We start from the raw sequence: 14,580 nt of genomic DNA, 5'->3' as shown, positions 1-14,580 counted from the left end.
CGGGCTATTACGGCGTAATGAACGGAGCGATCCACTCCGCTCTGTGAGCCGCGTGAACGGCGCACCGGGCCCGTGGAGGGAGCCGGGAGGGTGGACGCGGGGTGCGCGGGGAGCGGCGAGGGCGGGTCGGTTCGCCCCCGCATGCCGTGTCCCCGGCTTTCAGGGGGGATGAATGCAGGTCGGGGACGGTTCGGGGGCCACTGGAGAAAACGGACGGCCGGGGCGCGGCGGAGCTAGCGTCGAGTGACTGAGCGTGAGAGGGCAGTCATGGCAGAGCGCTGCGTGAACGGCCGGTTGGAGAAGAGCAACACATCTGTCTGCACGTACCCCCGGAGCCGGAGCCGGAGCCGGAGCCGTGGGCCGGTCGGATGCCCGGGGTGCCGTTGTGCGGGCGGCGGTTGCGGACGCGGTGACGTCCCCTGCCGCACCGGCCCGCCGGGTGTCCTGTCCCTGCGGCGCCGCTGACGCGCCGTTTCGGGACGGGGAGCCGGTCCCCGGGCAGTTCCCGCGGGGCACGTCCGCACTGTGCGCTCTGCCGCGCGCGCCAGGGGTGCTGTCCGAACCGCTGAGCCGAAAGGGCCGATGTTGGTTCCGTACGGCGGTGTCCAGGAGGGGTTGGCGATGAACGACGACCGGCCTGCCGGTGTCTGCGCGGTGCTCGACCCCGAACGGGGAGCTCACGGCGCTCTGGAACTGCACGGACCACTGGACACGGCCTGCTTCCACCGGGCCCTGCACCGCATCGCGGAGATCCGACCCGGTGCACGGCACCCGGAGCCCCGGCTGCTGCGCCACGGACCCGACCTGCACTCCGTGGAACTGCCCGGCAGTGACGGAACGCAGGCACCCTACCCCGCAGGACTGCTCGCCGACCTGCTCACCGCCGCCCCCGAGCCCGGCCGGCCCGCCCGGTCCGGCTCCGGCCCCGGCGGCCGGCCCTGTGGGACGCTGCCGCGCACCCAGCCGGTCACCCCCGTGCAGCGGCAGCGGCTCGCCGACGCCCTGGCCTGGCCCGAGCACCAGGTCGAGCAGGTCGTCTGGCGCTGGTACGGTCCCCTCGACACCGCACGCTTCGAAGCGGCCTGGCAGGCCGTCGGCGAACGCGAGAGCGTACTGCGCACCGGCTTCGTGTGGGACCCGCGGCCCCGCGCCGTCGTCTTCGACCACGGCCGCACCGACGTCGTCCGCCACGCCCACGGCACCGTGATCCGGCGCGCGGCACTGCTGGCCCGCGAGCGTGCCCGCGCCTTCGACCTGCGCCGCCCCGGCGCGGTACGGGTGGCGCTGCTGGACAGCGGCCCCGCCGACGCGGCAGCGCCCTTCACCGACGTACTCGTCACCTATCACCGTGCCCTGCTGGACAGTTGGAGCGTCCGGCTGCTGATGCGCGAGTGCTGCCGCGCCTACCTCGCCGACGGGGTGCTGCCCGGTGGCGAACGCCGCCCCGACCTCGGCGACTGCGCTCGCTGGCTCGGCGCCCAGAACCTCGGGCCGGCCGACGGCCTCCGGCCCCTGCCCACCCGCCCGCGGGCCACACCCGCCGCATCCCGGCCGGGCCCGTCCGGCAGCTCGGGCACCGGCGTGCTCCGCGCCGCGCTGCCCCCGCTGCGCAGCGCCCACCTCGCCCACTGGGCGGCACGCTGGGGCGTCGCGGAGAGCAGCGTGCTCCAAGCGGTGTGGGCGATGCTGCTCTACCGTGCGTCCGACGCCGCGCCCGGGCCCACGACCGTCGGTTTCGGCCTGGACTTCCCGGGGCGGGGACTCCTCCTGGAGGGCATCGAGGGCGTCCCCGGACCGTTCGAGAACACGCTGCCCGTAACGATCGCCGTCCACCCGGCACTGGGGCTGCCCGCACTCCTGCGCGAACTGCGCGACTGCGTCATGGACCTGGCCGCCTACGAATGGACGACGGCCGGAGAACCTGCCACCGGCGGCGCCTTCGGGGCACGGACCGGCGGCCTGCTCGCCTTCGACTGCGGCCCGCGCCCCGAAGCCGCCTACGGCGACGAACTCGCCGGGCACGGGATACGCCTGGAGGAGCAGGAGGCCGCCGGATCGCCCGCAGGGTACGCCCTGCGGCTGCGCGCCGGTCACGACGCCCGCCGCGCTCTCGTCCTCACCTGCGCCTACGACCGCGACCTCGTCGACGGCGGCACCGCCCGCACCCTGCTGGCGCACACCAAGCGGATGCTGCGCCTGCTGCCCGCCGCGACCGCCGGAACCACCGTCGGGGACGTGCTGGCCTGGCTGCCGGACGCGGCCACACCCCGGATCCCGGACGGTCCCGTCCTCCGGGACGCGGCGTCGCTCCTGCCGCTGCGCGCCGCGTCGGCGCCCGACGCGGCGACCGTGTGCCTGCTCGACGTCCCGGGGGCACCGCGCACGGGGCACTGGGAACTGGTACGGCACTACCGCGGGCCCGAGGCGCTGACCGCGCTCCGGCTCACCGCCGGCGAGGAGACGGCGCAGGCCGGCGCCCTCGCCGCGCTGGCCCGCTCCTGCGACCGGCTGGTCCTCGGCGGGTACTCCGGCGCCGGCGCCCTCGCCGGCGCGCTGGCGCGCCGGGTCACCGAGACCGGAGCACGCCCGCCCCTCGTCGTGGTCGGCGGCGCCTGCGACGATCCGGACGGCCCCCGCAGACTGGCGCGCGCCCTGCACCGAGCCGGCGCGTCGGCGGCCCGGCACTGAAGAGCTTGCCCGGCACCACCGGGGCAGGATCGTCACTTGGGCCAGTCGATGTCGTCGTCGGAGGGCGCGGCACGCAGCGGTCCCGGTCGGCCGGAGCGGCCCTCGCGGGCAGCACGGCGGGCAGGAACCGACTGCTTCATGGACGACTCCCGTGGCGATACGGACGGGACTGCTCCCGTGACACATGGCGGGCCGGTGCGCAGGCACCGCCACCGACACTCGAGATGCTCCCCGGATCCGGTAAAGAACCGCTAGAGGAACGCAAGAGAGGTCCGTGAGATCCGCACGAGACCCAAGGCACGGCGTCTGGCAAAACATTGCCCGGCTGTTGCCCCGCCCCCTACGCTCGTCGCGGCCTTCGGTGGCTCGCCCGTCCCGCCCCGCGGCCGCCCCCACTCGTCCACCCCCAGGGAATGGTCACATGCTGAAACAGCCCGCGTTCGGCAGCCGTCTGAGGAAACTGCGTCAGGCCCGCGGGCTGTCCCAGACAGCGCTGGCCGGCGACGGCATGTCCACGGGATACCTCTCCCGGCTGGAGTCCGGCGCCCGCCAGCCGACCGAGCGGGCCGTCGCCTACCTCGCCGAACGGCTCGGCCTTCAGGTGGCCGACTTCGAGGAGCCCGCGGGCGGTTCCCTCGCCAACGCGCTGTCGCTGGTCGCCTCCACCGGTTCCGACGCGGCCCTGGAGACGCTCCGCGAGGCCCTGGCGGCCGAGGGGCATGAGGCACCGGTCCTGCGCTGGCAGGCGCTGTGGCAACTGGCCCGGCAACGCCGGGTCCAGGGCGACCACGCCGGCGAACGCGAATACCTGGAGGAACTGGTGCAGCTCGGCGACGCGGTCGGGCTGACCGCGCTGCGGGTGCGCGGGCTGACCCGGTTCGCCCGCTGCCTGCGCTCGCTCGGCGACATCAACGACGCCGTCGACGCCGCGATGACAGCCCACCATCTCGCCCGCGAGGACCACTTGGACGTGGAGGACCGCGCCGCGGTGCTGCTGGCCCTGGTCTCGGTGGAGGGCGAGGCGGGCCGGATGCCGGACGCGCGGGCCCACGCCGACGAGCTGGTCGAACTGGTCGCGGGCCGGTCGGACGCGTTGTGGGCCGAGGCCATGTGGACCGCCGCCGCGGTACGTCTGCGGCAGGGCGACCACACCGCCGCGCAGGGCTACCTGGAGGAGGCGCTGGAGAGGTTCGGCAGCGGCGAGGACCTCGTGCTGTGGCTCCGGCTCAGGCTCACGACCGGACGGCTGCACCTGGAGAAGACACCGCCGGACCCCGAGGCGGCCGAGCGGTGCCTCACGGCGGCCGAGTCGGCACTGGCGTTCGTCGGCACGCCCGGACTGCGCCAGCAACTGGTCGCGCTCAAGGCCGACCTCGCCTTCGTCACCGCCCGGTACGACGACGCCCGCGCCCTGCTCGGCGAACTCGCCCAGGTGGAGCCCCGGATGACCTATCGGGAGCGGGTGCAGATGGACATCCTGCGCCACCGGTTGCTCATCCGCGCCGGCGACGAACGCGGCATCCAGGGCCTGCGGGCCCTGGCGGAGCAGGCCCAGGCCGACGCCAACGTCGACCTGGCCGCGCAGGTCTGGCGCATCCTCGCCGAAGCGCTGGCCCGGTCCGCCGCGGAACGGGGCTCGGCGGCATCCGGGGTGTGAGCGGGCGGTTCACGCAATCCCGGTCCGGGGCGCCCTGGTCCTCTCCGGCCCGGGGCCTCACCCCGCCCGGCGGGGAGGGCGCCGTTCAGAACGGGTCGCCGAGGTGGTCGTTGATGTGGTCGAGGCACAGTTCGTACAGGTCCTCGGCGTGGGTCTCGTACCAGCCCTCGGGGACGGCGGCTGCCGCGGGCCACAGGGCGCGGTGACCGGACGAGTCGGCCAGCACCACGAAGGTGGCGCACGCGTCGGCGAACGGGTCGTCGTGGGCCGGGCCGTCCAGCACCCGCAGATTGCCGTACTCGTCCAGGCGGGCGGCGCGGCCGGTGCGCCACATGAGGGCGGTGCCGTCCGGGCCGGCGAACGGGTCGGGCAGGAACCGCTCGCCGCTGGCCCCGGGCGCCCCGGCGTAGCCCCGGGCCACGCCGGCGCCCGCGATGTACAGGGAACCGGTGCGGCCCGGGCCCACCGGGCGCAGCGCGGAGTCGAGGAGGTAGGCCCGGTGGCCGGGGGCGGGGCGGGCCGGGGCGCCGGGCACATGCTCGACGACGAGCCTGGCCTCGGCCCAGCCACCGCTCACGGTCAGCTCCGCGCCCTCGGTCCGGGCGAGCGACACCAGTGCGCACAGCACGTCGTCGGCGCCGCCCAGCACCACCCGGGCCCCCTGCCGGCGCAGCCACCCCAGCACCTCGTGCGGCACGTCTCGGGTGACGGAGCCGTCCGGGACATGCACGCGCGCGCCGCCGGCCAGCGCGCCCAGCAGCCCGATCGCCGCGTCCCCGTCCGGGTAGCCCCGCACCAGCCAGGCCGCGTCGGCCGGTGCGGCCAGCGTCGCTGCGATGACGGCCTGGCCGCCCACCGCCACGGTGCCGCCCTCGCCGGGCAGCAGCAGGAGTGGATCGCCGGCGCGCAGTGGCCGGGTCCGGTCGGCCTCCGTCAGCGGCCAGCGCCCGGCCGGCGGCAGGCGGTCGGCGGCGTCCTCGCGGACCAGCCGGGCCGCGCCGGGCACGGCCGGCAGCAGCAGGTCGGCGGTCTCGTCGAGCAGCAGCACCACGGGGTGCAGGGACTCGGCGAGGTCCAGCGACGGGTCGACCGGCAGCAGCGCGGCTCCCGTCTTCGCCACGGCGATCGCGGCCACCGCGAACCCGGCCGGTGAGGACAGCGCGGTGAGCACACAGGTGCCGGGACCGGCCTCGTGCTCGATGAGGGCGTGCGCCAACAGGTCGGAGCGTGCGTCGAGTTCGGCATAATCAAGGCCGTCCAGCGCGAGCGCCTCCGGGGCCCGCGCGACCTGCGCCGCGAACAGCGAGGCCACGTCCTGCCGGGCGAGCGGCACGTCCGTGCCCGCCCACACCCCGCCCCCGGCGGCCGGTTCGGGCAGCAGCCGCAGCCGGCCGATCGGGGCGGCGGGCGCCTCGAGGGCCGCGCGCAGTACGGCGGTGAGCCGGCCGGTGAGCGAGGCGGCGGCCGTCTCGCCGACCGTCTCGCAGCGGAAGGTGACGGTGACGGCGATGCCGGCCGGGGCGCCCCCGGGGCCCTGCCGCTCCGTCAGCGTCAGCCCCAGGTCCGCGGCCGGGACCGCGGGGGTGCAGTGCTCGGCCCGCACGGACAGTCCGGCCGCCGTGAACCGGCCCACGCACTCCTGGAGCACGGTCAGCGCGATCCCGCCGGGCAGTGCCGCCAGCGCCGCCTCGCCGTCCCGGTAGGCGGCCAGGTCCCGCTCGCGGACCCGGCGCAGCAGCTCGGTGAAGGCCGGATCGCCGGAGGTGTCGACGGTCAGGGCCAGGACCCGCCCGTACGGGCCGACGGCCTCGCGCAGCGCGGCGCTGTCCCGGGCGGGGACGGGGGCGGCGACGGTGACCCGGTCGCCCGCGCCGAGCCGGTTCAGCAGGGCGGCGAGCGCGGTGTGCACCACCATGAACAGGGTGGTGCCGTGCTCGGTGGCGAACCGGTTGAGCCGCGTGTGCAGTTCTGCGTCCAACTCGGTCTCCAGGATGCCGTGCAGGGCATGGCAGGCCTGCGGCGCGCTGCCCGGCAGCGGTGTGGGCGGCAGGTCGCCGAAGACTGCGCGGGGGGCCGCGTCCAGTCCGGCGGGGGAGTGCCGCGCGGTGTCGCCGGTGGCCCGCGCGCCGTAGGCCCGGGCGATCTCGGCGGCCAGCGGCACATGCGACCACAGGTCGACCGACTCGGCGGGCAGGGCCAGTTCCAGCAGGTGGTCGTCGGCGGCCAGCGCGCGCAGCCGGGTGCCCGCCGAGCCGAGCCGGGAGTTGCGCAGCGCGGGGTGGCGGCGGCCGAGGTCCTCCAGCGCCGCCGCCAGGGCCCGGCTGTCCAGCGTGCCGCGCAGCCGCACCGAGAACTCCCGGCTGTCGTCGGCCGTGGCGCCCGGCCCGGTCAGCGCGGCGGGCACGTCGCCGACCCGCGTGGCGAACGCGGCCGGGGTCGGCGCCTCGTACAGGGCCCGGCCGCCCGGGTCGGTGCCGAGGGTCTCGCGCACCCGGGACAGCAGCTGGTCCGCCGCCGCGTGGCCGCCGATGCGGAAGAAGTCGGACTCGGCGTGCACCTCGTGCCGGGGCAGGCCCACCACCTCGGCGAACAGGTCACGGATGATCTCCTGGATCGGTGTGCCGGGCTGGGTGCCGGGGCGCTCGGCGGCAGGGGAGGGTGCGGGCAGGGCCTTACGGTCCACCGCACCGTCGGCGCCGTGCGGCAGCGCCCGGACGATCACCAGCGCGGACGGGACCAGGCGCTCCGGCAGCCGCTCCCTGAGGTGGTCGCGCAGGACGGCCTCCAGCTCGGGGGTGTGGCCGCCGCAAGGGGTGTTGGCGCAGCTGCCGGGTTCGGTGTCGGGCGCCGCGTACACGCCGGTCAGCGCGCCCGCCGGGACCTGCCCGGGGTCGAGCAGCACGATGTCGAGGAGGTCGGGGCTCTCGCCCCAGGTGGGCAGGGGCCGGTAGCCCAGGCGCTCGGCCATCCGGCACAACGACTCCGGATCGGGGGCGGGCGCGTCCCGCGGCGCGAGGTCGATGCTCTCGCGGGGGTCGAAGAGGGACTCCATGGCCGTGTACTCGTCGTGCACCCGGCGGTTGGGCACCCCGGCAAGGCGCAGCACGGCCGGGCGGGCCGTCGACAGGCGGTGCTCGGCCTCGAGAATGCCGGCGACGTCCCGGCCCCAGCGGAGCGTGGGCGCGCCGGTGAGGTCGGCGACCGGTTCGGCGGTGGAGAGCACCGCCTCGTAGCGGTAGCGGGTCAGCTCGTTGTGGTGCCGGCCCCGCCCGACGCGTACGTCGACCGCGCGTACGGCGGGCAGGTCGCGGGCGAGCGCCCCGAACAGGGCGGGGGAGAGCAGCAGTTCGGTTTCCGTGGCGACCTGTTGGTCGATGGCACGGCGCAGTTCCTCCCGGTCGCCCCGGACGGCGCCGGGCCGGGCCAGCGCGATACCGGTGTGCAAGCAGCGGGCGAGATCGAGGTTGCGCAGGTCGCCGAGGAGCAGCGCGCCGCCCGGGGCGAGCAGCGGCAGCACCCGCTCGACGACGGTGCGCAGATGGGAGAGGCTCGGCAAGCGCCGGATCACCGAGGTGACGACGATCGCGTCGAAGTGGCCGGCGGGCAGGCCGCCGGTGTCCTCGGCGCCCCGGCAGTCGAGCCGGACCTTCTCCTTCAGGACCGGGTCGGCCTCCACCCGCGCGGTCAGCGCGGCGACGGCGGCGGGGGAGGAGTCGGTGGCCCAGTACTCGTGGACCTCCTCGTCGCGGGCGAGGCGCGCCAGCAGCAGCCCTGCGCCCGCCCCGATCTCCAGGACCCGGCGGCGCGGCAGTTCGCGGATCCGGTCGAGGGTTGCGTTCCGCCACTCCCGCAGGTGCTCCGGCGGGATCGGCAGGGCGTCGTAACTGCTGTTCCAGCCGGTGAAGTCGTCGCCGAGGCCGACCCCGGCCGCGCCGTCATGGAGCGCCGGGTGGATCCCGCACTCGGTGGTCCGCGCGTCCTCCCCGGCCGGGCGGGCCGGTACCACGTGGGCCACCAGGCGTTCGCCGCCGCCCTCGGTCCCGTGCACGGACACCGCGGCTGCGGACACCCCCGGGTGGCCGGTCAGCACCGACTCGACCAGGAGCGCCCCGGCGCCGCCCCCGGCGGACTCGTGCGCGGTGGCGAACAACTCGTCGGCTCTGCGCGGCTCACAGGGCTCGATCTCCCGCAGGACGGCGCCCGGCGCGGCGAGGGCGGCGGGCCGCTCCTGGGCGATCAGGTCGGACAGGGCGGCCGTCAGGAAGACCACCGAGACGCGGTTGTCGCGGACGGCGTCCTGGAAGAGGCCCGGGTCGGTGAGGGCGTCCTCGCCAAGGCCGACCAGTCGGGCGCCGGCGGTGAGCGTCGCCCACACCTCGAGAGCGACCGCGCCGGACGCGGGACCGGCGGCCTGGGCCACCGCGTCGGCGGGGCTCAGCCGCAGGCGGTCGCCGGAGCGGACGAACTCCAGCACCGCGCGGTGCGGTACGACGACGCGCTCGAAGGTGTCGGTGGCGGCGAAGGTGTAGCGGACGTGGAGGGCGTCGTCCGGGCCGGTGGTCTGCCCGGGCAGGGCGTCGCAGCACCCGGCGATCTCGGCGGCCTCGTCGTCCAGCGCGACGACCACCGTGTCCAGCCCCGAGTAGTCCCCGGCGCCCGCGGCCTCGGTCAGCACCGTGGAGGCCGCGCTGTCACGCACGACCAGCCGACGCCGTTCGGCCAATTCGGCTGGGTCGACCGGGACGCAGGCGGCGCCGGCCCGCACGATGCCGAGGAACGCGGTCACCATCCGCGGCCCCGGCCGCAGCGAGGTCAGCACCCGGTCGCCGGGACCGGTGCCACGGGCCCGCAGGTGCGCGGCGAGACGGTTGGCCGCGCGGCTCAGCTCCCGGTAGGTCAGGTGCTCGCCGCGGCCGTCGGCGTGCCGGGGGAAGTGCACCGCGATCGCGTCGGGACGCTCCTGGACCTGCTGCTCGATGAGGCCGGAGATGGACATCGGCACCCGCTCCTTACGACAGCGCTTCCGGCTTGGCAAAACGTTGCCTGAATGTTGGCAACGGCTGCCTGAGGCGGCGTCTCGGGACGGTCGAGCGGTGATGGAGTCACAGATGACGAGGGTGAGTTGTTGCCAGGAGGAGGGGTGCGGTGTTGCCAACTCCTGGGGCGGGCGGTCGTCGGCGTGCTGTGGGCGATCGGCTCACCGGTGGCGGGGATGTTGTGCCGGCCGCGCACGGCCGCCCGTGTCAGCCGGGCACCGGAGCGATGTTCTGGTTGGCGCGGAAGAGGTTGTCCGGGTCGTACGCGTGCTTGACGGCGGCGAGGCGGTCGTAGTGGCTCCGGTAGGTGGCCCGGACCCGGTCCTGACTCTCCGCGGAACCCATGAAGTTGACGTAACCGCCGCCCATGGAGTGCGGGTGCAGGTCGGTCCAGTAGTCGACGCACCACTGCCGGATCGTTTCCGCGTTGGCCGGGTCGGGGTCGATGCCGGCGACCACGCCGGACCAGACGGCGTCACGGTAGGCCCAGGCCGTGTCGTTGGCGCCGACCTGGCGGGCCGCCCCGTCCACCGGGTACAGGTGCATGGTCGACAGGGCGGTCGGGAGGTTCTCCGCGTACTTGTGGTGCACGTCGATCGCGGCGTCGGGGACGGCGTCGAAGAAGTCTCCGCGCCAGTACCACTGCAATCCCTCGGGCATCAGCCCGTCGAACATCGTCTGGAGGGCGGGGTAGGGCATCGGGGTGGCGAAGTGGAAGGCCGGCGGCGCCGGTTCGTTCACCGGCGCGAGCACCCCCGCCAGCCGGTCGTCGGCCAGGCCGCCCGTGTGGCACCACACGACCCCGCACATCTTCTGCCCGTGGACCGGCTCCGGGAAGGGCGGCCCCGGCGGCACGGTCAGTACGGCGAAGAACCCGCTGAGGCTCTCCGGCGCGTCCGGCAGGAACTCCCGGTACCAGCGCAGCACGTGCGGGAGGCGGTCGACCGGCCACAGCGTCACCGCGACACCCACCGTGGACACCGGGTGCAGCCGGAAGGTGAACGACGTCACCACACCGAAGTTGCCTCCCCCGCCGCGCAGTGCCCAGAACAGGTCCGCATGGTTGTCCGCCGACGCGGTGACATAGCTGCCGTCGGCGAGGACGACGTCGGCCGCGAGCAGGCTGTCGATCGTCAGGCCGTACCTGCGGGTCAGGTGGCCGTGGCCGCCGCCCAGGGTGAGCCCGCCGACGCCCGTGGTCGACACGATCCCCGCCGGAACGGCGCCTCCGACGGCGTGTGCGGCGTGGTCGAGGTCACCGAGCAGGCTGCCCCCGCCCACCTGGGCGGTGTCCGTCTCCGGGTCCACCCTGACCCAGCGCATCGGCGACAGATCGAGTGTGAGCGCGTCGTCGACCAGGCACAGCCCCGGGCCGCTGTGGCCGCCGCCGCGCACCGCGAGCTGGACGCCGGTGTCCCGGGCGAAGGAGACGATCGTTCGTACGTCCGCCACGTCCACGCACTGCGCGAAGGCGGCCGGCCGGCGGTCGATCATGGCGTTGTAGATGCTGCGGGCCTCGTCATAGCCGGGGTCCTGCGGTGTGATCACCGACCCCCGCAGTGCCTCGCGCAGACTGCCGACAGCCGTTTCGTCGATGGTGTTCATGGCCGCCTCGCATGCGGGTCACGGGCGGACGTCCTCGCCCGCCCTCAGTCTTCACCCGCCCGGCCGCCACCGCACACCGGCGCCGGGTCTCGGGCGCACCGGTCGGAACGCGATGCGCAACGCCCCGGTTACGGACAGGTACCGGCAGACACCGGCAGACACCGGCCCGGGCACCGGCGGCAGGCGCAGACAGGCCGGCGGGGCCGGTGGCCGCGGCAGGGGGCCTCAGGGCGGGAGTCCCGCCGACGCCTGCGGCAGCGGGCGTCACCCGTGGCGGGTGATCCGTGCCCCGGTCCGCCGTCGCGTCGGCCTGGTTCGTGGCGCGCAGGTGGAGATCGCCTGGATGCCCTCGCCGATGCCGGCGGTCTCGGCGATCGAAGCGGTCGGGACGGTTGCGGAAGTCGTACCGATGAAATGCCGAAGCCCCCGGCGGGCATGGCTGCCTGCGGGGGCGTCGCGGGGTCGGGCCCTGAGGCCCGGGCGCGGATCAGACGGCGGCGGTCGGCCAGTCGATGCTCGCCGGGGTGGCCGAGGCCGGGGCGGTCGGCCAGTCGATGCTCGCCGGGGTGGCCGAGGCCGGGGCGGTCGGCCAGTCGATGCTCGCCGGGGTGGCCGAGGCCGGGGCGGTCGGCCAGTCGATGGAGTCCGTCGCGGAGACCGTCGTCGGCGCCGTCGGCCAGTCGATCGCGTTCGCGGTCGCGGCGCCGGCCGTGGAGAGGACGGCGACGGTGGCGGCGGCGGTGGCGGCGATCCGGGCGATGCGGTTCATGGCTGGCTCCTCGGTGTCAATTTCGTGTTCGTTGCTTGGCAACCTCTTGCCAAGAAGGTTGGCAAGCAAATCTCGCGAATCGCTGGGGAATTGGTCGGATTCCACTCAAGATGGCCACGAAATGCATCCCTGGATCCCTGCGCCCTCACCGACTTGCCTGAGTGAAACGGCTCTGAACTGCGAAGACGCTGGCCTTTGGCAGAAGTCGGAACCCTCTGGCAATGCTTGGCAATCCCTGGAGAAGGGAGCCGGCCGCGGCTGAGACGAGAGCCGGCGGGGCCTCGGCCACTTGAGCGCCGCCTGAGCCCACGTTGCCAACTCCTCGCCAGTGGCGGCAATATGTTGCCAAGCGCTGGGCAATAAATTTCCTCAGCCATTTCCGTGACGGAGGGAGGCCCCGGAAGTGAACGCGATGCCCCACGGTGTGCGAAGGGTCCATCTGAACGCGGCCGGTGTCGGCCGCATGCCCGCCGCCGTACTCGACGTCCTCACCGAATGGACGCGCTTCGAGGACCGGTACGGGCCGTACGAGTTGGAGGAACGCCTCGGCGAGGTCCTGCACCGGGAGATCCACGAGCGACTGGCCGCCCTGCTCGGCGCGCCACCCGACGACACCGTGGTGTGCACCGGGGCCGCCGACGCGTTCGCCGCCGTCCTGTCCCGGCTGCCCCTCGGCCCGCGCGACCGCGTCTGGACGACCCCCTACGAGTCGGCCGCCAACCTCGCCGCCCTCTTCGCCCTGCGCGCCCGGACCCGCTGTCGGTTGGACGTCGTACCCCTGCGCCCGGACGGGGACCTGGACCTGGACTGGATGGCCTCGCACGCCGGCGACGACCTCGCTCTGGTCTCGGTGACGCAGGTCCCGGCGGGCTGCGGCATCGTCAACCCGGTGGAGGAGGTGGGGCGGATCCTGGCCCCCCACCGCTGCCTGTACGCCGTGGACGCCTCCTACGCCGTCGGGCAGCTGCCCGTGGACGTGGCCCGCATCGGCTGCCAGCTGCTCGTCGGCGACGGCTGGCGTTTCCTGCGCGGCCCGCAGTCCGTCGGATTCGCCTACGTGGGACCGCGGTTGCGCCAGGCCCTGGTCCCGTACGGCGGCCTGCCGGTCGTACCACCGCACGGTGCGGCCGTCGCCGCACTAGCCGCGGCCCTGGCCCGGCACACGTCCGAGGACGAGGACGCACCCGGCGACATCGGTGCCCGCCTGTGCGCAGCCGTGGAGAACACGTCCGGCACCGGACTGATCGCCCCCGGCCGGGTCCAGTCCGGCATCGTCACCTTCCGGCACGAGGAGCTGCCGGCCGCGCTGGTGCGCCGCCGCCTCGCGGACCGCGGAGTCGTCGTATGGAAGACGGTCGCCGAGGAGACCCCGCTGTACCTGCCCGGGCGCGGTGTGGACACGGCCGTACGGGCTTCCGTGCACCCTGAGGACCCCGCCGCGGACATCGAGTTGTTCGCCGACGCCCTCCAGGACGCCGTGGCCGAGGGGCCGCCGCGGTCCGCCCGCCTCCCGCGTCCGCGCTCCGCCGCACCGGCGCCGCACCCTGCCGTCCGTGCCGGCCGCGATCCGGATCCCGTGCCGCTGAGCGGCCGGCGACGGCATCTGGCCGTGGTTTCCGGCGGCCCGCAGCACACCGGCCGACTCCAGCCCGGGGCGTGAACGGCTCGCGACCGGAGGGAGAACCCGGGGCCAGGGGGCGGGAGACGGACTCGTGGTCCGGGGTCTCGCGGTTCGTCAGCGCAGGCGGGCCTGCACGGTGGAAAGGACGGCGGGTGCCTGCTGCTCGAGGTAGAAGTGACCGCCGGGGAACACCTTCAGATCGAACGGCCCCGCGCTGTGCTCCGCCCAGGCCCGTGCTTCATCCAGGGCGACCCCCGGATCGTCGTCCCCGGTGAGCACGGTCAACGGGCAGGACAGCGGCGGGCCCGGCGCGTAGCGGTAGGTCTCGGAGGCCCGGTAGTCGGCGCGGATCGACGGCAGCACCATGCGCATGATGTCCGGGTCGCGCAGCACCTGGGCGTCGGTGCCGCTGAGCCGGGCGATCTCCTCGATCAGCCCCTTGTCGTCCAGCAGATGCGCCCGCTCGTCCCGCACGGCCGACGGGCCGCGCTGACCGGAGACGAACAACCGGTGCAGCACCTGCCCATGCCGCTCGAAGCGCCGCGCCACCTCGTACGCCACCGAGGCACCCATGCTGTGTCCGAAGAAGGACACCGGACGGTCGAACCAGCCCCCCAACTCCTCCACCAGCGCGCAGGCGAGCCCGTGGACGCTGTCGACACAGGGTTCGTGGCGTCGGTCCTGGCGCCCCGGGTACTGGATCGCGAGCACGTCGACGCCCGGGGCGAGAGCGCGGGTGAACGGGACGTAGTAGGACGCCGAGCCGCCCGCGTGCGGGAAGCACACCAGGCGGTGCCGGGCGTCGGGAGCGGGCTGAAAGCGCCGTACCCAGGTGCCCGTCCCGGTGTTCGTGGACGCCGTGGAAGCTGTCATGTCGGTGTTCCCCCTTCGGGTCGTGCGGGCCGGGCCGGCGCAACCGCGGGTGCGGCCCGCGTCGTCGCGGCGCGAACGGTACGCCACGTCGATACAGCGGCGGCGGAACGAGGCGAGCGGCGCCCTGCCGATGCCGTCGTGCGATGAGCCCCGCGCGGTACGGCCCGGGCGGACGCGAGTGCCCCTCTAACGGCCGTCACTAGCCTCCGGACCAGGTGTACGCACTATTCGGTGCCGCCGCGAGACGAGTCACGGACCGACAGGAGCCGACCCAAGCATGTCTGTGGAAACGACGCCGCCCGAGGCGGGAACGGTACCCGAGAAGCAAGTC

General features: G+C 74.8%; 7 protein-coding genes. 3 read left to right on the top strand and 4 right to left on the bottom strand.

Annotation, left to right across the window (positions count from 1 at the left end):
• The first annotated feature begins 621 nt into the window (after positions 1-621).
• Both AC5WRT_RS32865 and AC5WRT_RS32860 read left to right on the top strand, forming a co-directional pair.
• A complete protein-coding gene (locus AC5WRT_RS32865; protein ID WP_496100876.1) occupies positions 622-2,688 on the top strand; it encodes a condensation domain-containing protein in 2,067 nt (688 codons plus the stop codon).
• Between the two features lie 421 nt (positions 2,689-3,109).
• The gene (locus tag AC5WRT_RS32860; protein WP_496097725.1) at positions 3,110-4,345 is read left to right on the top strand and encodes a helix-turn-helix domain-containing protein; all 1,236 of its coding nucleotides are present in this window, start codon (positions 3,110-3,112) and stop codon (positions 4,343-4,345) included.
• Between the two features lie 85 nt (positions 4,346-4,430).
• Here the strand turns inward: AC5WRT_RS32860 and AC5WRT_RS32855 are convergent, their stop codons facing one another.
• From AC5WRT_RS32855 to AC5WRT_RS32845, 3 genes are all read right to left on the bottom strand, one after another.
• A complete protein-coding gene (locus tag AC5WRT_RS32855) occupies positions 4,431-9,341 on the bottom strand; it encodes an AMP-binding protein (protein ID WP_496097724.1) in 4,911 nt (1,636 codons plus the stop codon).
• A gap of 247 nt (positions 9,342-9,588) precedes the next feature.
• Positions 9,589-10,986, bottom strand: coding sequence for an FAD-binding oxidoreductase (locus AC5WRT_RS32850; protein ID WP_496100875.1), 1,398 nt, complete (start codon positions 10,984-10,986; stop codon positions 9,589-9,591).
• Positions 10,987-11,473: 487 nt separating this feature from the next.
• Complete coding sequence (locus AC5WRT_RS32845) at positions 11,474-11,755, bottom strand: hypothetical protein (protein ID WP_496097722.1); 282 nt, start codon at positions 11,753-11,755, stop codon at positions 11,474-11,476.
• Between the two features lie 412 nt (positions 11,756-12,167).
• Between AC5WRT_RS32845 and AC5WRT_RS32840 the strand changes: the two genes are divergently transcribed.
• Positions 12,168-13,415: an aminotransferase class V-fold PLP-dependent enzyme gene (locus AC5WRT_RS32840; RefSeq protein ID WP_496097762.1), complete on the top strand. Its 1,248-nt coding sequence runs from the start codon at positions 12,168-12,170 to the stop codon at positions 13,413-13,415.
• Between the two features lie 75 nt (positions 13,416-13,490).
• Here the strand turns inward: AC5WRT_RS32840 and AC5WRT_RS32835 are convergent, their stop codons facing one another.
• Positions 13,491-14,249, bottom strand: coding sequence for a thioesterase II family protein (locus AC5WRT_RS32835; RefSeq protein WP_496100874.1), 759 nt, complete (start codon positions 14,247-14,249; stop codon positions 13,491-13,493).
• Positions 14,250-14,580 lie beyond the last annotated feature (331 nt).

This window comes from Streptomyces sp. NTD91, from assembly GCF_059510455.1.
The sequence above is the reverse complement of the archived record's forward strand: the minus strand, read 5'-3'. Positions and strand labels throughout refer to the sequence as shown.